At 61.4% G+C, this 17732-nt stretch carries 21 protein-coding genes and 1 pseudogene; 8 read left to right on the forward strand and 14 right to left on the reverse strand.

What is annotated here, in order from left to right; genetic code table 11:
• Positions 1–78 precede the first annotated feature (78 nt).
• The 5 genes from P9230_RS05060 to P9230_RS05080 all read right to left on the reverse strand — a co-directional run bounded on the left by P9230_RS05060 (position 79) and on the right by P9230_RS05080 (position 5571).
• Positions 79–1080: a nucleotidyltransferase family protein gene (locus P9230_RS05060; RefSeq protein ID WP_245475192.1), complete on the reverse strand. Its 1002-nt coding sequence runs from the start codon at positions 1078–1080 to the stop codon at positions 79–81.
• Positions 1071–2219: a PqqD family protein gene (locus P9230_RS05065; protein ID WP_067320667.1), complete on the reverse strand. Its 1149-nt coding sequence runs from the start codon at positions 2217–2219 to the stop codon at positions 1071–1073. Before P9230_RS05065 ends, P9230_RS05060 begins: the two co-directional genes overlap by 10 nt.
• Positions 2220–2376: 157 nt before the next feature.
• Positions 2377–3381, reverse strand: coding sequence for a hypothetical protein (locus P9230_RS05070; RefSeq protein ID WP_067320796.1), 1005 nt, complete (start codon positions 3379–3381; stop codon positions 2377–2379).
• 8 nt (positions 3382–3389) lie between these two features.
• Positions 3390–4223, reverse strand: coding sequence for a hypothetical protein (locus P9230_RS05075; protein ID WP_278117690.1), 834 nt, complete (start codon positions 4221–4223; stop codon positions 3390–3392).
• Between the two features lie 43 nt (positions 4224–4266).
• Positions 4267–5571 carry an O-antigen ligase family protein gene (locus P9230_RS05080; RefSeq protein ID WP_095826287.1) on the reverse strand — a complete coding sequence of 435 codons (1305 nt, stop codon included), beginning with the start codon at positions 5569–5571 and terminating at the stop codon, positions 4267–4269.
• A 411-nt stretch (positions 5572–5982) separates the two neighbouring features.
• Between P9230_RS05080 and P9230_RS05085 the strand changes: the two genes are divergently transcribed.
• A complete protein-coding gene (locus P9230_RS05085) occupies positions 5983–6231 on the forward strand; it encodes a hypothetical protein (protein ID WP_127240818.1) in 249 nt (82 codons plus the stop codon).
• An 84-nt stretch (positions 6232–6315) separates the two neighbouring features.
• Here the strand turns inward: P9230_RS05085 and P9230_RS05090 are convergent, their stop codons facing one another.
• Entirely contained in the window at positions 6316–6903 is a 588-nt protein-coding gene (locus P9230_RS05090; RefSeq protein ID WP_208720894.1) for a sugar transferase, read from the reverse strand.
• 549 nt (positions 6904–7452) lie between these two features.
• Between P9230_RS05090 and P9230_RS05095 the strand changes: the two genes are divergently transcribed.
• A complete protein-coding gene (locus tag P9230_RS05095; RefSeq protein WP_278117694.1) occupies positions 7453–8535 on the forward strand; it encodes a hypothetical protein in 1083 nt (360 codons plus the stop codon).
• Positions 8536–8682: 147 nt separating this feature from the next.
• On the opposite strand, the gene P9230_RS05100 is transcribed toward P9230_RS05095, so the two are convergent.
• Positions 8683–9369 (reverse strand): response regulator transcription factor, encoded by a 687-nt coding sequence (locus P9230_RS05100; RefSeq protein ID WP_245299539.1) that lies wholly within the window; start codon positions 9367–9369, stop codon positions 8683–8685.
• 944 nt (positions 9370–10313) lie between these two features.
• On the reverse strand, positions 10314–10922 hold the full coding sequence (locus tag P9230_RS05105; protein WP_067320655.1) for a cysteine hydrolase family protein: 609 nt from the start codon (positions 10920–10922) through the stop codon (positions 10314–10316).
• Between the two features lie 159 nt (positions 10923–11081).
• Here P9230_RS05105 and P9230_RS05110 point away from each other — a divergent pair, with 159 nt between their 5' ends.
• Complete coding sequence (locus P9230_RS05110) at positions 11082–12113, forward strand: ATP-dependent DNA ligase (protein WP_278118339.1); 1032 nt, start codon at positions 11082–11084, stop codon at positions 12111–12113.
• A 131-nt stretch (positions 12114–12244) separates the two neighbouring features.
• Positions 12245–12526: a hypothetical protein gene (locus P9230_RS05115; RefSeq protein ID WP_066992031.1), complete on the forward strand. Its 282-nt coding sequence runs from the start codon at positions 12245–12247 to the stop codon at positions 12524–12526.
• 16 nt (positions 12527–12542) lie between these two features.
• On the opposite strand, the gene P9230_RS05120 is transcribed toward P9230_RS05115, so the two are convergent.
• From P9230_RS05120 to P9230_RS05140, 5 genes are all read right to left on the reverse strand, one after another.
• A complete protein-coding gene (locus P9230_RS05120; protein ID WP_127240816.1) occupies positions 12543–13367 on the reverse strand; it encodes a Ku protein in 825 nt (274 codons plus the stop codon).
• A gap of 5 nt (positions 13368–13372) precedes the next feature.
• Positions 13373–13549 (reverse strand): hypothetical protein, encoded by a 177-nt coding sequence (locus P9230_RS05125; RefSeq protein WP_082953724.1) that lies wholly within the window; start codon positions 13547–13549, stop codon positions 13373–13375.
• Positions 13550–13625: 76 nt separating this feature from the next.
• Positions 13626–14372 carry a metallophosphoesterase gene (locus P9230_RS05130; RefSeq protein ID WP_067320643.1) on the reverse strand — a complete coding sequence of 249 codons (747 nt, stop codon included), beginning with the start codon at positions 14370–14372 and terminating at the stop codon, positions 13626–13628.
• On the reverse strand, positions 14365–15171 hold the full coding sequence (locus tag P9230_RS05135) for a nucleotidyltransferase (protein WP_127245873.1): 807 nt from the start codon (positions 15169–15171) through the stop codon (positions 14365–14367). The genes P9230_RS05130 and P9230_RS05135 overlap by 8 nt, the downstream gene beginning before the upstream one ends.
• Before the next feature lie 179 nt (positions 15172–15350).
• A complete protein-coding gene (locus tag P9230_RS05140; protein ID WP_082953723.1) occupies positions 15351–15512 on the reverse strand; it encodes a hypothetical protein in 162 nt (53 codons plus the stop codon).
• 557 nt (positions 15513–16069) lie between these two features.
• Between P9230_RS05140 and P9230_RS05145 the strand changes: the two genes are divergently transcribed.
• Both P9230_RS05145 and P9230_RS05150 read left to right on the forward strand, forming a co-directional pair.
• On the forward strand, positions 16070–16630 hold the full coding sequence (locus P9230_RS05145; protein ID WP_278117697.1) for a hypothetical protein: 561 nt from the start codon (positions 16070–16072) through the stop codon (positions 16628–16630).
• A gap of 8 nt (positions 16631–16638) precedes the next feature.
• Positions 16639–16764, forward strand: a complete 126-nt coding sequence (locus tag P9230_RS05150) for a hypothetical protein (RefSeq protein WP_278117699.1) — start codon at positions 16639–16641, stop codon at positions 16762–16764.
• A 152-nt stretch (positions 16765–16916) separates the two neighbouring features.
• Here the strand turns inward: P9230_RS05150 and P9230_RS05155 are convergent, their stop codons facing one another.
• Positions 16917–17180 (reverse strand): hypothetical protein, encoded by a 264-nt coding sequence (locus tag P9230_RS05155; protein WP_095802790.1) that lies wholly within the window; start codon positions 17178–17180, stop codon positions 16917–16919.
• 182 nt (positions 17181–17362) lie between these two features.
• Between P9230_RS05155 and P9230_RS05160 the strand changes: the two are divergent.
• Together P9230_RS05160 and P9230_RS05165 are read left to right on the forward strand one after the other, a co-directional pair.
• Positions 17363–17538: pseudogene (locus tag P9230_RS05160) on the forward strand (thiamine pyrophosphate-binding protein); the annotation flags it as partial.
• Entirely contained in the window at positions 17527–17715 is a 189-nt protein-coding gene (locus P9230_RS05165) for a hypothetical protein (RefSeq protein ID WP_278118365.1), read from the forward strand. The pseudogene P9230_RS05160 and the gene P9230_RS05165, both read left to right, overlap by 12 nt.
• Positions 17716–17732 lie beyond the last annotated feature (17 nt).

A 17732-nucleotide genomic window follows, 5' to 3' on the forward strand; every position in this document is an offset into this window, starting at 1 on the left:
ACGATTCTCCCATGCGGGTTCCAAAGTATCACAACAGCTTATGTCTCCCGATGCCAGGATACTAGTTCACCAAAAGGCTTAGATTTTCGCGCTTGGAAGCAAAAGCGTACGAGCGATGCGCCGCGCGAAATCGGACGAGCCCCCCCTCGCCGAACCCCTGGCGCTTAGAAACCGCCGCGTTCCCCAAATCAAATTCCCGGCCAGGCGCAACGGAGCGCCGATGATCGGGTGGGTTGCCGTGAAGACGCGCCTCCAGTGCTGGAAACGGACGATCGGGCGCCGCGCGCATCTTGCCGGGATCCTGGTTCCGAAGAAGTGATGCAAGGCCAGGAGCTGGGTATCCAGGGCATTGCGGGCGCTTCGGTCCGACATGGATGCCTGCAGCGCGCTCCAGTCCACGTTCTCGCTCTCCGCCAATTGCGCCAGGTCGTGAAGGTGCCTGAGATCAATCCTTCCGCGCCAATAGTCGCCCTCCTTAAACAGGTCGTGCACGATCCAGTGCAGAGCCCGGGACTGGGCAGTAGGAATATTCACCCACAAATCGTCGTGCTGGACGAGCTTGGGAGGTTCAAAGTCGATCGCCCGGCGCGCCCGGAGTTCCAGCATTCCGGCATCCTGCTCACGCGCCATGCCTCGCTCACCTGCCACCTCGACATAGCCGAGCTCTTCAAGGCAGATTTGGGCGGCCGCCTCGTTGGCCGGCTCCACGGCCAGATCGAGGTCGCTTGTCATCCTGCTGGGAGCCTGGCCTGCCGGCGCAAGGAACAAGGGAACAGCGCCCTTGAGCAGGAGCGGAACGATGCCGCGGCGATTGAGCGCCGCAACGGCTTCGCGCAGTTGCGCACGCAAGCGCAAGTTCCGCTCCCGATTGCAGTCATGAACGAACCGGAGATACTCGTACACGTCCTGCGGTAGCCGGTGGATCTGGCCGGCGCGCGCGAGGGAGGAGAACAAATCCGGCGTGAGCAAAGTGCGATTGGCCAGAGCGATTACGGCGTGCCAATCGGCCCGGTCGGCCGGACTGCCGCGAAGTCCGGCGATCAGAGCCTCGAGCGCGTTGCCTCTGTGTCTCACCGGCATGCCTTCGTGATCAGCTCTACTGCATCATCGAGCTTCGAATAATTCAGGCAATAGGTGCCCGCCGATCCGATGACTTCGGTCAGAGTGTCGAAGGCGCTGCCACTCAACTCTCGGCCGGGTGCGAACGCCCCGTTGAGCAGCACACGCAATGCGCTGGCCGGGTCGATCGGCTCGAGGCAAGCTTTCGCGTCGCGACCTCGACGAAGCTGGATTGCATAGCCGATTGGTATGGGAGAGGACGGCACGACCTCGCTGGGCACCGCAAACCGAACTCGCCTGCGGTCTGGCCGGCGACAAACCGGAACAGCGTCGAGATCGGGGAAGCGTTCGGCCAAAAGCGGCCATGCTCCTGCCTTGACGGCAGGCGCAAACGGCAGACCAATGCCATGTCCCCGGGAGTCCAACAGGGTCACATCGTCAGATACGAAACCGAACCCTGCATTGACCAGCGCCAGGGTCAACGTAGTCTTGCCTGCGCCCGGGTTGCCGCAAAGAAGCACGATGCGCTCATTTTTGAGAAGCGCAGCCGCGTGCAGAGCAAGTTCGTAGGCGCTGCGATCGAGGACCTCGATCAGCATTTGCCCTTTCACCATGACGGGCAGCTCGTCGGGCGCGCAGGAAAGAACCCAGTCGCCATCCCGGAACAGGTGGACCCGTCCTTCATGCTCGACCAGTTGGAACAGAATGTCGGCAGTCTCTCGTCGGACCTCGAGATGCCGGAACACGGCGACCGCGGGAAAGGCGCAGGCTGCAGGATACTCGATGCGTACGGAAAGGCCCGCGATCGCGACGACCTGGCTCACAGCCTCTCGAGCCGACACAGACGGCGGTGCGTCGGGCCGTATCAAGCTCAGCCGCTGCCAATCCCTCAGCGCGGCCTCGACATGCCTGTTTGCCTCGATCCCATCGACGCCGGCGCGCGCCATCTCGGCCGAAATGGCGCGCGGCGATGTTCCCTCTTCCAGGGAGCGCCAGATCTCGGCGGCAGTATCGTTGACGGCGAAGATGGCCCGCTGGGAAGGACTGAACAGGATATTCTGCCCCCTGACGCGTGCCAGCCGTCCCTGGGTCACAAACGTGGCCGGGATATGAGCGGTGGAGCCTGGCGGCGCCGTTCCGTTACCCGCCTCGTGATTCATCGAGTAGTCCTCTCCCCCTCTGCCGGAACGCGACGGCGGTCCAACCTGTCGTTGCGAAACAAGTACGTTCAATGGGCGAAGCGACAAGCGTTTCGGCAGGAGTTCACTTCGCCCAACACAGCTAAGCAACCGAATGTTTGCCCCCGAGTGCGACTTCTCACAGCGCTTCGTCGGAGAACCGGGCCACGTTCTGATGCGCCGCGACCCATTGCAGATGCGCCTTGTTCCAGTATTCGCGCGCGTCAGCGCCCGTCAGCACCTTGAAACCGGATGGCGGCAGCGGCAATTCCGAAGGAATTGGTTCGTCGGGCAGCCACAGCAACACGTTGTCCCGGCTTTCGATAGCCAGCCCCCAGGTTCTTTCCAGGCGACGGAGTCCACGCATGTTCACCGAAGCCAATGCGAAAACCGATCCCGTTATCCTCAGCCTGGGTGACTGATCGACGGCCTTGATAGGCGCCTGATGTGTGATTTCGCCCTTGGAGAGAAACGGGTGCATGCGAATGAGGGTTCGATCGATCTGCACTGTCTCCCCTGTCCCATCCCGCTCGTTTGAGGCAGGATCCACGCTGATCCCCGAAAAACAGCCGTCGAACAGGCAATCCTCGACAATGCCGCTGAGCAGGTAGTCGTTCTCCACCGCATCATCCCTGATTTCGCTGAGCCAGCAGCCTTTCAGGTGAAAGCCGTCGGCCCGCGCCGCGAAACGCACGCCATCCCAGCAGCGCCGCGCGCGCACACCTTCTATTGTCGCATTGGCGGTTCCGTCCCTGACCAGCAGAGCCGCGCTGTTGCAGTAGGTGTCGCGCCAATCGGAGGTCAGCGGCACCTGGCCGTCGAAGCGCCCCCCGATGAAATGAACGTCCGGACAGTTGCGGATGACCACCGGGTAGCGATTGACCGGCAGGTCTCCTTCGTCGCAGCCCATCATCGCGCTGGGCTCAGGATTTCTGCTGTTGGCGACTGTGAAGGAAGCATTCCGGGCATCGATTGTCGCCCCGGCTTCGAGATCCCGAAACATTTGTTGTTCGTAGCCGTGCTCACCCGTCAGAACGAGCTGCTTGCCCTCCGGCATCTGCCCGCCCTCCGCCTGGTACGCGCCCGGCAACAGGGCGAACACGGGAGACAGCCCAGCAAGACCCATGAATGAACGGCGGTTCATCCTCATCCTCATTGACCTGAAGAAAGGGATTGCCGATGCCGGTCGAGACAGGCCGAACGGACCGCCTCGAGAGCTCTCGAGGCCACGGCTTCGGGCGAAGCAAGCCTTTCGATGTCGATAGCCGCCAGCACGCCCATGCGATCTTCCGTTCCCATTCCCCGCTCAAGGGCGGCCGCCATTTCGCGGCAGGCCCGATCCGCCGCCGACCAAAGGTCGGGATCGCTGTCCGGAGATGTCCGTTGCAGCCGCGAGGAGCGATCGCCCCTGGTCAGGAGCCGGTCTCTGGCGATGCCGGTCTCGCTGCGCAGGTGGACAAAAACCATGTCATGCAATCCGACGGCAGAAAGCATATCCAGCCAATTCTCGGATGTTTTTCTGCATCTGCTCTTCAGCAATATGGACCAGAATCCCTGCAGCAACCCCTGATCCATTATGATTATTGAATTTCTTCTTGCCCTCTCATGCTGGATAAATGCGACCAGGCTGATAAGATTCCAGACAAGCCTGAAGGCATCAAGGCGCGACACTTGCCTGCTTTCGATGACGAAGCGGGCAATTCGAGCAAGCAACGAGCGAAACTCACGATCTAGCAGCCGAGGGGCGACAACGCCCATTCTGTGTATCTGCCTCTCGATGAATGTTCTTCCTTCCCACGCCACTCGCACGTCGCCTACCGGCGGGCCGCACCGTCGCAGGCTGTTCGCCAGCAGGCCGGAGGTGGTTGTCTTTCCGACCCCGGGCAGACCAAAGAACTCGACAAATCGAATGTCTGTCTGCAGCGCGCGTGCTTCGACGCTTGGCGGGAGGCTTGCCGCCAGGTCACCAACAGTGTGCGAGGTCATTGGATTTCGGGTGGTACGATGAACTCTTGGAACGCCAATGAAGTCAAGGCGATGTGCGAGGGGCATACTCAACTTCAAGCAGCTGAGACCCGGTCCCGACATACAACCTCGGGGTCTTGGCAAGGCCGGTCTGCAGCGATCGCTGCATGCCGCGGTAGACTATGAGCAAAGCGAGCGGCAGCCAGAAGAAGGCGGCGGTTGACGGCCCGAAGGAATCGCTCATCTGGTTGGCGACCAAGTAGTTCCATACGGCGACCGATGTTCCGAGCACCATGACATTCACTTCGGTCGCTTGTTCGCTCCTGCCCCTGTCGACCAATGTGTGCAGAACGGCGCTGATCAGATAACCCACCACCAGCAGAACCATGATCACCACCAAGGCGAGGCCGGGCACTCCCAGCGTTCTAAAATAGTCGATGAACAGGTTGTGGCTGTGCGGAGCGATGTCGCCCACCCATTGCCCTGCGCCCACGCCCATGAACGGATGCGACAGGCCCAGATCGATTGATATCGACCACAGTCGCTGCCGCGAAACGATCGAATGTGCCTCCCCGCCGGAGAGCTGAAGCGACAGCAGCTTGTAGGCCCGTGGGTTCAGGAACTGCAACATCATGAAGCTAGCCTGGAACAATATCGGAGCCGTAACGGTCGCCGCGATCACTGTTACCGGACGCTGCTTCCTTATCACCAGATAGATGCAGTATAGCCCGTAGAACGTGCCGAGACCGACGACCCCAAGAACGAAATTCGTCTTCGATCCCGATTTGACCAAACCCAGCAACCCCGCGAGGAGGCAAACCGAAAGGAGGATTCGGTGCCTGCGAGAAGCGACCAGCTTCGCGGCGACAAGCGGCAGACCGGCCGACAAGGCAATTCCGAGCTGGTTTGCATGCTTGAAATAGCCCTCCGCCCGATCGGCGAATCGAGCATCGCCGAGGCCAATAACGACAAGGCAGGATGTAACAGCAACCATGATGGCCATGGTCATCCCAATCCTGTCGATTGCCTCAAAACTCCTAGGCCTCGCGGCGATCAATGCAATGGTCGGGATAGTGGCGAAACCAAACACCTGGGCGAAGACAGCGCGCATGGTCCTGACCGGATTGTCCGCGTGTAGCGCCGACAGCAGCGATAGAACCATGATGAGGGCAGATGTTGTCAGCACGGCAGTTGCCAGGGCCGTGTCGGTGCGATGCAGACGTTTTGTCGCTTCGGCGTAGGGAACGAGGCTTACCAGGCCGCAGAACAAAGCGAGCAAAAAGGAAATCGAGCCATCGGTTCCGGCAATCCGCGTGGCGCCAGGGAACCATATCGACACGATCAGCAAAAGGATGGAAGCCTGCAGCATCGATGGACGTCACGCTGAAAATGCTATGCAACAACCGCGGGCCGACGCGCTCTTGCCTCGCCAGGCTGCGTCCGGTGCCCCTGTGTCCTGAACGGGAACGCCAAGAAATAGAGACACAACGTTCACTCCAGGACGGTGATTCAAGGCGCGCTGCCGCACCGCGGGTGAATACTCCGCGTACCTATTTCATAAGCAGCGTAGGCGCAGCGGGATGACAAGGAAATGAGCGAAAACGCGTCATTGGGACAAGGTGTCCTACGCCTTTTGTGCAAGGGCTGGTGGTGCTGCGATTCCAGTCTGCCTGGTCGAGATCCGGTCCAGCCGCGGCGGGGATTCGGTGTTGGTGCGGATTCGCATATGTGGGAGACTTGGGCGCGGCACACCGAGTCTTTCACACCGTAGGAGATCGCCGTGGTTTGGGGTCTTGTCGCTGTCGGCGTGATCGGCATTTTGCTCGGATTTCGTGTTCGCGCGCCGGCGCTCATCGTCATGACCGCGGTGATTGTGGTGTTCAGCGCCATTGCAGGCGGCATCGGCAGCCTGTTTGCCTGGGACCGTCTGCTTTCGATCCTGCTTTTCGTTGTCACGCTGCAGGGCGCCTACCTGCTCGGCGTCTTCTTCGGCATCGTGTGGCGTCGCGCCGTGACCGATGAGCATTGACGGATTGCGGCTGCCATTTCGTCGCCGGCGCCGGAATTTTTTTAAAGCGGCGATGCCGCCAATGCTCGCTGCCTTCCTCGGCAGTCAGGACGCATGATCGAATCTCATCACAGCGAAGACCGTCCGAACGAGAATGACGACGTCGGCCCATATGGACCAGTTTCGCACGTAGCGGCTGTCGAGGGAGACACGGCTGGGATAGTCTATTGCGTCTCTGCCCGTCACTTGCCACGCGCCGGTCAGCCCGGGCCGGGTTCGAAGATAATCGATAGCGCAGGCGCCGTAACGTTGCAGCTCGTCGGGGACGACCGGCCGAGGGCCGACGCAACTCATGTCGCCGCGCAGCACGTTGATGAGCTGAGGCAACTCATCAAGGCTCGACTTTCTGAGAATGTGCCCCAGGAAGGTGACGCGCGGATCGTTCTTGAATTTCAAATTCTGCTCCCACTCCTTGGCGGCTTCGGGATTGCTCGCAAGATAGTCGGCCAGAACCTGCTGGGAGTTGGCAACCATGGTCCTGAATTTGTAGCAGGCGAAACGCCTGCCGTTGAAGCCGACCCGAGTGTGAGAGAATATCGCCGGTCCGCCGTCGGTCGCCAATATCAAGAGAGCAACCACAAGCATGATCGGAGCGGCCAGCACAAGCGCGATCGATGCGATGGTGACGTCCATGATCCTCTTGCGCCGCCCCCCAAGCGGACGATGGTTTTGGCCGACGCTTATTCCGGGTCTGCGGGGGTTCGTGTCGAATGCGCTGATTGTCATGAGCTTCGCCAAGGAAAACGGCTGATTTTAGCGCTCAACTTCACGCGGCGGATCATTCCCGGCAAGAACCGAAAAGGAGGTAGCGCCCTATCTGGCGCCGGTTAGCCTCTTAGCCTGAACGCGTATTGCCTGCGCGGTGTCGATAAGCCTTCTGATCAAACGGCGTAACACTGGCACCCATTTTCTGCAGTAGCAGTGTGGGCACCTTCGACTGTATTCGTGATCGACGAAATCAACTGGTCCGGCTAGGGGCGATCCAGACCGCCGACTGAATTCAGGCCCTAGCTCTGATGGCAAGGATGCCGAGAGAATGTCTGGAGCTACTGGTGCCGGATGGGCGAGCCGGCAGCCGTCTGGCAATGCCTGAAAAGCATGCGCGCGCATGCGACGAGATTCGACGAGACAGATCTTCCGCGTCGAAAGAATGCCTGCCAGCCTGTCAGTGGAGCACGCAACGTGACGCCCATTCCGAAGCCTTCGTCCGGTAACTTCCCCGCAAGGCCGGGCGCTCGTCAGTTTCTGGAGGTCGACCATGCGGAAGCACTTGCCGTCGTCCGCAAGCAGATAGCTTTGCTCGATCTTGATCTCTCCGGCCTCACTGTCGTGGCTGGCGCGGCGACGGGCTATCAGGCGGTGACTGCGACAGCCGCGGCGCTCGCCAATGCCGACCGTGTCGTTGCACTCACCCGCGTATCCTCCAGACATCCGAGCCTGGCGGCGGCCGCGGACGCGACGTTGGCATTTGCCGAGTACGCCAAGGTCGCCGAACGCGTGGAAGTGACGAACCGCATCGAAAGCCGCAAATGGCAGGAGGTCGACCTCATCACCAATTGTCCCCAGGTCGGACCGATTTCGAGATCGCTCATCGAGCTCTTGCCCTCTCACGCGGTCGTTGCGCTCATGGCGGAGCCTTGGGAGCTTCGGCAAGGCGTGTTGGACTTCGATGCCTGTGACGAGGCCGGCATCAAGGTTGCTGCTCCAAATCTCGGTCACCCGGCCATAGACCTGATGCCGGAATTCGCGCGCTTATGCCGGGTCCTACTCGAGGATGCCGGTGTCGATCAGCGTGCCTCGAGATTCGCCGTCGTCTGCGACACGCCCTGCGCACCATTCCTCGAACGTATGCTCGCCGAACGTGGAGCAAGAGTTGGTGTTTTTTCGCATCCGGTTCTGCTGACCGATGATGCATGGGAGGTGATCATCGTCGCTATGCGGCCCTCCGCCAAACCCCCAATGGACATCAACAGTCTGGGCCGCATCGCCAGGAGAACGCGCCAGGCGCTGCTGGTGCAGTTCAGCGGCGGGATCGACCGCTCGGCCGCCAGCTATTTCGGCCTCAGGGTATGGCCGCCGAAGCGCCCCAACCGCGGCGAGCTGGGCCTGCCGCTCGAGATACTCGGAGCGGCTCCGGTGATCCGCAGACTGACGGGAGGCCTGAAGGCTGCCGAAGCAGCATATCGCGGTGCGGAGTTGGGCCGCGACAGTGTTGGATTTCTCGTGAAGGCAGGATTCGAGATGCTCGACCGGGAACATGCCTGAGCATCGGCCTGAGCGCATCCGTTTCAAGACCTGCAGGCACCGTCCTATTTCTGAATCTCGAAGGGAGGCGGACCTGAAATAGGTCCGCCTCCACGTCGAGGATCGGCGTGCGTCGTTCTATTGCCAGGCACCAGGCCTGGGCAGCCTTCAAAGCATCATCTGTCTAAGCTTGTAGGCCACCTCAGTGCGGTTCGTGGCTTTCAGTTTTTTCATGATGTTGCGGATATGGACCTTGACCGTGCTCTCGCAGAGGTTGAGCTCGTAGGCAATGATCTTGTTGGCCTTGCCTTTCCTGAGCGCTTCCACGACCGCGGCCTCGCGCGAGGTGAACATTCCGGCGAGCGGACGGGCGCCGTTTGCCGTCGAATGGATGATCTCGCGAAGCGCCAGCACGCAGCTGGCGGGCACGAAGATTCCTCCGGCGCGGGCGAGACCGATGGCCTCGGCAGCGACCTTCACCTTGACGCTCGTGGGAATGTAGCCGCGGGCGCCGCATTCGAGAGCCGCAAGGATCTCCCCCGGCTCGTCGGAATCCACCACGACGATTACCGGTACGGCGCCGACCTCGGAGATGAGGTGCACAAGTTCCGCCCGAACGCTCTGGTCGGTCACCTTTCGGGCGCCGAGAATAACGAGGATCGCGGAAGCCTCCGCCCCGCCGGCGACGTGCTGAATCTCATCAAGAGATCCTACGGCGCTGACGCGCAAAGCCGGATTATGTTCGATAAGGCCTCGAGCAAGACATTCGCGCTCGAGTGCCCGCTTGTCCACAATTACCACCAGACCTTCGGTCGGGTGTCCTTCTTCGAGATCAGACGTGCCGAGCCCGTTCACGTCCGTCAGATGCCCGTTCTGCAACGACCCCGTCGCGTCTTTCCAAGACTCGGAAATTTGAAGATGTCCCATCGCCTTATTTACTCCTCTCCGCCGCCGACTTCGCTCGCTCCCCTTTTTATCTTGACTCCCACGCAGGGCTTGTTCAGCGGCATGAACTGATACGCTGTTTACCGTGTGTCGGGCGACTTGCTGCGAAGTGAGGAATAGATTCAAGGAGTAGTGCATACGCCGGCCCAACCCACGGACGTATGGGATCCCCGCTCCATTGAGGTAATCCAGCCTCAAATGCATACTACGATGCTGTGGAAAAGGCGCATTAATCCTGGTTAACAATTTGGTAATTATATCTTAGGTGGCTAATATGACCGAAAGGATGACAACCTTAAGTTGCCATCCCAGGAATTCTGCTCCTCAAAGCTGCGCGCGAGCATATCTCGACCTTAGAGCGAGATTTGCGGTTTGAAGCAAACGGCGCCACAGTTCTGAGAAAAACATTGACCTCGGCTGCCGTGCCCCCACCCAACCACTGCAGCCGGGGTTCCTTTTTTGGCCGGCAATCGCAGTCTTGTCGGGCCGACAAGTCAATCTTCGCGCGGCCTATCTCCACAACATCAAAGCGTCGCGCCTCGGAAATACGTACGCCTACCGGTACTAGCGTTTCAGGTTAGGCCTGACTGTCTCGACTCCTTCACGCGTGGTGGTGTCCGGCAATTCGCCGGGACCGTCCGGATTCCGTGTCGGGTTTTCGCGCGTGTCCCTCGGCGGCTTTTGCTTTGGGTTGGGGTCAGACGGATTTGGCTTGCGAGCTTTTTCCCGTTTCGCTGGTTTAGGCATCTACACACTCCCTGCCTGCGCAATTTCGGAGAAACATTGCGGTTCCCGTCAAACAGCAGTTGATCGGTCGCTTTCGGCTGTAGCCGGTGCGGATCGTCCCATAACGTTCAGGTCCAGGCCGAAAGGACCGTCTCCATCTCGACGGTCTCGACCTGTTGCGCGAAGCGCTGATGGTAGACGGTCATCAGGGCATCGTGCGTCGCGTCCGATGAACTGCAAAGCGCATCCGTGACCAGCACCACGCGATATCCGATGTCGATCGCCCCCAGGACGGTTGCAAGCACGCAAACATCGGTTTCGCCTCCCGTGACCACCAGGGTGTCGATGCTGCGCGCGGCAAGTGCCCTCTGCAGTCTGCCCTCCGGCCAGGGCGAATAAACATGCTTGTCGATCACCTGCGCCGGCGGACAGAAGGATGACAGCGGCGGCAGCAACCCGACCATTTCTCGCCCGACATTTTCGATCGTCATCGACGCCCAGCGCTCATAGTAGCGCCTCCAGGTGCCGGCACCCAGGCCAGGCTTTTCAGCCGGCACGAAGCGCGTGAAAAGGGTCTGCTCGGCTTTCCATTCGACGAGGCTGACGATCCTCGGAAGGACGCGGGTGATCCACGGCGTGGCCCATTCCGAAGGTTCCGCGAACAATTTCTGCATGTCGACGCATAGATGCGCGCAGCGCTCGCCCAGAGGACCATAGCTCAAGCCGGAAGCCGACATCGGATTTCCTGTCGGAAGTTCATGTTCGCTCTGGTGAAGAAGTGCCCGACGCGGTCAAAGCTCGACATTTCGTTTCTGAACTTTGGTGAGGCAACGCCTCGCCGTGCAACTCGTTCCCGTCGACCGGAAACTACAGGTGTGGTCGAACGTTCTACCGAGATGGAGACCTCCAGGATTACGCCCCAACCAGCGACATCGAGCCCCGAGTTTCCGCTGTCTTTGGATACGCCGCCGATGGAGGCGCGGACCGCGGACGCGTTGCCTGAAGGTCCCTGGCAGTACGAACCCAAATGGGACGGGTTTCGCTGCCTGGCCTTCAAAGGCCGCGACGCCGTCGAGCTTCGCGCCAAATCCGGCAAGCCGCTCGGCCGCTACTTTCCCGAACTGACCACGATGCTGCGCGACCTCGCCGCAAGGCAATTCGTCGTGGACGGCGAGATCGTGATCGAGATCGACGGGCGCGTCTCCTTCGACGCGCTGCAGATGCGCCTTCATCCGGCCGAGAGCCGTATCCGCAAGCTGAGCGCGGAATCACCGGCGCGGTTGATCCTGTTCGATGCACTGGCTGCCCCGGGAGGCGAGATGTTGCTCGATTTGCCCTTGCCCGATCGGCGCCGGGCGATCGAGGACTTCGTTGCCAGGGCAGAGAACGCCGGGCTGAAGCTCTCGCCGGCCACAACGAGCCTCGCGACCGCCAGACGATGGTTGCGCGGCGCCGGCCGAGGTGCCACCGATGGCGTGGTCGCCAAGGCACTGGCCGAACCCTATCGCCCGGGCGAGCGAACCATGATCAAGGTCAAGCGGCTGCGCACAGCAGACTGCGTGGTCGGTGGCTTTCGCTACCTGAGCGGCAAGCGCCAGATCGGCTCGCTGCTGCTTGGCCTCTACAACGACCGTGGCCAGCTCGACCATGTCGGCTTCACCTCGACCATCGCCAGTGACGAGCGAGCGGCGCTGACCAAGAGGCTTGAAGCGTTGCGCGGCGGGCTCGGCTTCACCGGCAAGGCACCCGGCGGCCCGAGCCGCTGGAGCACCGAGCGCAGCGGAGAATGGGAGCCGGTGCGGCCCGAATTGGTCGTGGAGGTCCGCTTCGACCATGTCACCGGCGACCGATTCCGGCATGGAACAAGGCTGGTGCGCTGGCGGCCCGACAAGGCGCCGCGCCAATGCACGTTCGAACAGATCGCGTAGGGCACCTACCAGGGAGAGGCGACGCCACAACGGCCGCCACTTGCTGCAACGGGCGGAACCACCAATCGCCTGAGCGGTTTTCCAACTGAGCGAACCGCGAGCCGGATAGGCTTGCAGCATTGGAGAACGAGATGGACCCGCGTAAAAAGCAACGCACCGCAAATCAGGACGAAACCGAGGCTCCGGCAGTCGAGCAGCAGGACTGGGACGCGCTTGAGGGCGGCCGGATCCTGCCCGACAGCGTCGCCGTCAACGGCGACCCGCAGGACGATGAAGAAGCGGAGGGAACGCTCCCCGAAGAAGACGACGACAATCCCTATCAGGAAAGTGACGAGGCACTCCCGGACGACGAGGAGGAGCGGGTCCTCGCGCGCGATCCCTCCAAGGAAGGAAGCCGGTTCGACGAGGTCTGAGCGGCCTTTCTTGGCGTCAAGCTGACTTGCGTTTGCCTTGCTTCGCGCCTTTCGCGGCGATGCCCTCCTTGGCAAGGCTTTTGCGCAGAACGTCGGCCAGATTGATGACGTTCTCACGCGGTTTCGGCGCCGCCTTGGGCAGCTTCTTGCCTTTGCGCTTGGCCTCGATCATGGCGATCAGCGCGTTCTCGTATGTATCCTCGAATTTCGAAGGATCGAACTTCGTCGCCTTCTTGTCGATCAGCAGGCCGGCGATCTCGAGCAGGTCCGCCTCGTAGTCCTGCTTCTTCAGCCCTTCGAACACCGTCGCCTCCGAAACCATCTCATTGCGGTCCCGCAGCTCGGTGAGAAGCATTCCCTTGCCGAAGGGCTGGATGAGAACCTCGCGTCCGCGCTGGTAGAGGACGACACAGGATCGCGCCGCCACCCGTTTGTTCTTCATGGCCTCCCGAAGGACGTTGAACGCCTCTGCGGAAGCATCCTCCGCCGGAATGAGGTAATAGGGCTTTTCGAGATAGCGCGTGTCGATGTCTGCGACCGGCACGAACTCGCCGATTTCCAGCGTGTGCTCGGAGGTTAGTTTCAGCGCCTTGATCTCCTCGGGCTCTATCTGGATGAAATCCTCCTTGTCGGTCTCGAAGCCCTTGACTTGGTCCTCGGCGTTCACCGGTTCGCCGGTCTCCTCATCCACATAGGCGCTTTTCACCGGCAGGCCGTCCCTCCGGTTCAATATCCTGAAATGGATTTTCGACGCTTCGCTGGTGGCGCCGACGATCTTGACGCCGCATGAAACCGATCCGACCTTCATGAAGCCTTTCCAGATCGCGCGAGGCGCAGCCATCGAGCTTACTCCGTCCGGATGCGCCCGGCAGGCGCCGGCGGATCGTCGGTTTCATCGGGATTTGGGCGCGGCACCTCGTCCGGCAGCCCGTGCCGCTCCGGCTTCCTGACCGGCTCCGGTTTCCAGCTGGGCGCCGGCATCGGCGTGTCGCGATCGGGATCCGGTTGTCTGGGGTCAGGCATCGAAGTTGGTTCCGTTGGTCTCCTGCACAACTCATCGCTGCCGGCATGGTTCCGAAGCGGCAGGCAGCGCTGCGCCTCAGATTTCGAGCAGCGCGTAAGGACGGCCGGTCGGCTTCGCGATATGCATGGCGACGTTGTAGACGCTGGCCCCACCAGGGGTCCGGCCTTCATACGAGCCGCGATGGGCATGGCCATGCACCACGGCGCTTACCTTGAAGCGATCGATGGTTTCGGCCAGCCGCGAGGAGCCGAGGAACGGAAAGATTTCCGGAGGCTCTCCCGCCACGGTCTCCGGGACCGGCGCATAGTGGAGCACCACGAGCGTGCGCTTGGCGCGCACCTGCCGCATAGCATTCTCGAGCCGCATTGCCTCGTTGACGCTTTCGGCCACCATCGCCTTGATGGCCGGCTCACCGAAGGAGCCCAGCATCCTTCGACCGAAGCCGCCGACAAAACCCTTCACGCCGACGAAGCCGACATCGTTCAGTTCGATCGCCTGGCCATCGAGGAGATGGACCCCCGCCTGGCGGAGCGTTGCAGCGATCTGCTCGACGCAACCGGATTCGTAGTCATGGTTGCCGAGAACCGCGACCACGGGAATCGAGCATGCGCGCAGATCCTCGGCCAGAAGTTCCGCCTCACGCGGTTTTCCGAGATTGGTGAGATCGCCTGTAAGGACCAGGACGTCGGCCTCGCGCGATATCTCGCCGAACAGGTCGCGGTACGAGGTCTGGGCATCTTCCTGAACATGCAGGTCGCCCATGGCGGCGACCTTGATGACACCGTTGCCGTTTGATTTCGCTGATGTGGCTGGTTCAGGCATCGCGCATCTCTCCAACGCCGCCGACGCCGGCAAACCCCCATTCCTTGACGTCGATCTCATAGTCGACCTGCGACAGCAGGCGGCCGCGGCAGATCTTCATTTTGGGCGACGGCAGCTGCCGTTGCCGCGCAAGCCGGCCCAGCAGTTCGTCGAGCAGCCAGTCTGGGATGCGGTCCCGCTCGCTGGGATAGATCCACCGGAAGTTGAGGACCTGCATCAGCAGCACTTCCCAATGGACATCGAGGTAGGCGAGCAGCCTTGGCCAGTCGATCTGGTCGTGCGCCTTGAGGATGGTGTGGGCGATGTCGGCGCCGTCGTGGCGTCCTCTGTCCTGGATGAAGCATTTCGACCAGATGAGCTCCGTTGGGCCGATGATGCGAACCCGGCTGCCCAGCAGCTCGACTTGGCGGGCATGCTCCAGCCACTGATCCTTGACCTGCATCGTGCCGTTGGCCGAGGCGAAGATAACATCGAAGAAATGCTTGCCCTCGAAGACCTTCCCGAGCCAGCGGTCGTCCCGGATCTCGACCGCATAGCCGATGTCCTTGAAATGCTCGAGTATGCGCGAGCAGTCTCCGGCCTTGCAGAAGATATCCAGATCCTTGGTTTGCCGAACAACGCCGGTATAGGCGCTCACCGCGTAGGTCCCGGCGACGAGGAAAGGAATGTCGGTAGCGGCGAGCTCGCGGATCGCATGGGTGTAGAACGCTTCCGCCGCGGCGCTTTTCAGCGTTGGCTCGGCTTTCGCGTCGATCACGGGGAGCGATGCTGGCAGACCCGGCAACTCGTCGTTGGTCATCAACTGCTGCTCCGATTTCGGACCTTTCGATAACAGCCGCAGGCCCCGCTGGTTCCGCTGTCGGAGTTTGCGAAATGGGCCCGGCAACACCGTGCGGAGATCAGGCAAGCCGCGCCGCGCGCGGAGCATTGCCGAAATCGCGTGAACAACGACTTGGGCGCGACAGCTTGGCTGGTGCGCTAGTCCTTTTGCTCGCGGTACAAGCGCTCGGTCGCGCGGTCGCTCTCGCGCCGTTCGACTGGGCCTCTGTGACGGCGGGTGAAAAGCACGTAGATGATCGCAATGAGAAGGATCAGCGGACCGCCGGCAACAACGAACAGCCATAAATCGGAGCCGAACATGGCGTTTCCCTTCCTGTCGAAGGTGGTTTCTCCAGCAACCTATCGCTGGTCTTGAGCTAACCGATAAGGGCTGCAAATGTTCCTGTCCAAGGGAGTAGGCGGCCTGCGTGGTCAGCCGCCTACGCGCCCGGCGGGATCGCCTTGGCGACCATGTCCGGCCGTTGCGGCACCCTGAGCCAAACGGCCGAAGGAAATCGCAGACGGTACCGGCCAGTTCGTTTGCCGAGAGCGCCCTCTTTACCAAACCGCAGCAGGAAAGGCCGTTCCGTCCAAGCGACTGCGGCGAGCAAGAACCTCTGAGGTGGGCTTGTCGTGGAACGCGGCCTTCGGATCACAGTTCCGGCAGACGCCATCTGAAAATCGACAGGCTCGGACTGGAACAAAGCCCTGAGTCGCTTGTTCGGCTCCGGCCCATCGAGCACAGGAGCTGGAAGCCATGAACATGCGGACACTTCTCGCGCCATTGGCCGTCGCTGCGACCTCCTCGTTTTTTCCGGCGGTCGCAGCCGATAACGCGCAAACCTTTGCCGGCCGATAGTAATCGATAGGAGATCAAAATGCAGACGATCACCGCACTGTTCGACGATTATGACGATGCCGCCGATGCCGTGGGCGAGCTGGAGTCCATGGGCGCACCGCCGAGCGATCTCAGCATCATCGCTAACAATGCCGACGGCCGGCATTCTTCCGCGGCCGCCGAAGATGCAGCCAGTGGAGCCGGGATCGGGGCGGTCGTGGGCGGCGCCGGCGGCTTGGCGACGGGCCTCGGCGCCATAGCAATACCTGGCGTCGGTCCGGTCGTGGCGGCTGGCTGGCTGGCGGCGACAGCCGCGGGCGCGGCCGCGGGCGCAGTTGTCGGTGGAGCGGCCGGCGGCATCATCGGCAGTCTGACCGACGGCGGCGTGTCGGAGGGCGACGCCCATGTCTATGCCGAAGGCATTCGCCGGGGCGGCACTCTGCTTACCGCTCGCGTCGAAGATGACCTCGCTCCGCAAGCACAAGCGATCCTCCACGATTCCAGGTCGGTGGACATCGGCGAACGGCGGAACGACTACGAAGCTGGCGGTTGGACCGGATTCGATCCGCGGGCCGGCGATTACCGTCAGCAGAGCAAATAGGAGTCAGCGTGAGACGAGTGCTGTTGCCGCTGATCCTGACGGTGGTTGTGCTGTTGGCATGTTACTGGGCCTTCGCCTATGTCCAGAGTAGCTGGCCGACGGCACCGTTGAAGCGGACACCTGAGCAGAACTAGGGCGGAAACGCACCCCAGGACACGTCTCCCGCCGCCGGCATAAAAAAGGATCCGCAAGGCAGCAACAAAATGCCGGGCAATCAATAGCGGCAGCGTAAGCAGCGAGCATCAGGCGAGCGAATTGCTTTCCGCCTGATCGCATGGCGCTTCTCTCATCCGCGCTCGACGAATTTGTTGAAACGGCTGGGCAAACCTTCCGCCGTTAGGTCTTGGTGCACGAAGGCAAGTTCGTTCTCATCCAATATGGCGAAGAACTCTTCCCATTCGACGGGCTGCAGATCCTCTTCGTGCTCGCCGAAGTCGACGCGCAGCACCGCCCCCTTGCCTGCAGTCCGCGCGACTGCAGGTCTGCCTTGGCGGGCTTCAATCCAAGCCCGGATCACCTCGTGATTTGTGGTTTTCAGTGGCTCGCTCATGATCAACCCTTCCGGCTAATCGCCAATCCTGGCGCTTTGCTCGTCAGCGAATGAGGATTCAATCCGCGTCCGGCTCGCTCGTTCCCGCGAATTCGCTCCTTGCGAGGCGGTGGCCTGGCTGCGTGGCCAAGGGAACCAACTGCCGCCCTACTGGTTCGGAATGCATTCATTGGAGCCTTGCCATGCCAAATGCAGCCGAAATTTTCGTCGACACTCGGGTTGCTTGGGATGTCGAGGTCATGTTGGGCCTGGCCGGCGATGGCATCAACGGCATCATGGAGGCTTTGCGGAAAACCGGGACAAAATCTCCTTTGTCCAGGTGCGCCATGAAGAATCTGCCGCATTGATGGCTTGCGCCAGCATCGAACGGGCCGACGAGGTCGAGCGCGTTCTTGACGAAGCCTTGATGCCGAAGATGCCGCCCGATTATGCCAAGAATTTCCGCAAGGCGCTGCCGGAGACTCCGGGGCGCGAGCGGATCGAGGAGAACGTCGCGCGGGAGCCGGCCAGGACGATGATGGAAGCCGAGGGATGACGTTGCCGCAGCCGCTT

Source organism: Mesorhizobium sp. WSM4887 (genome assembly GCF_029625865.1).
GTDB lineage: Bacteria > Pseudomonadota > Alphaproteobacteria > Rhizobiales > Rhizobiaceae > Mesorhizobium.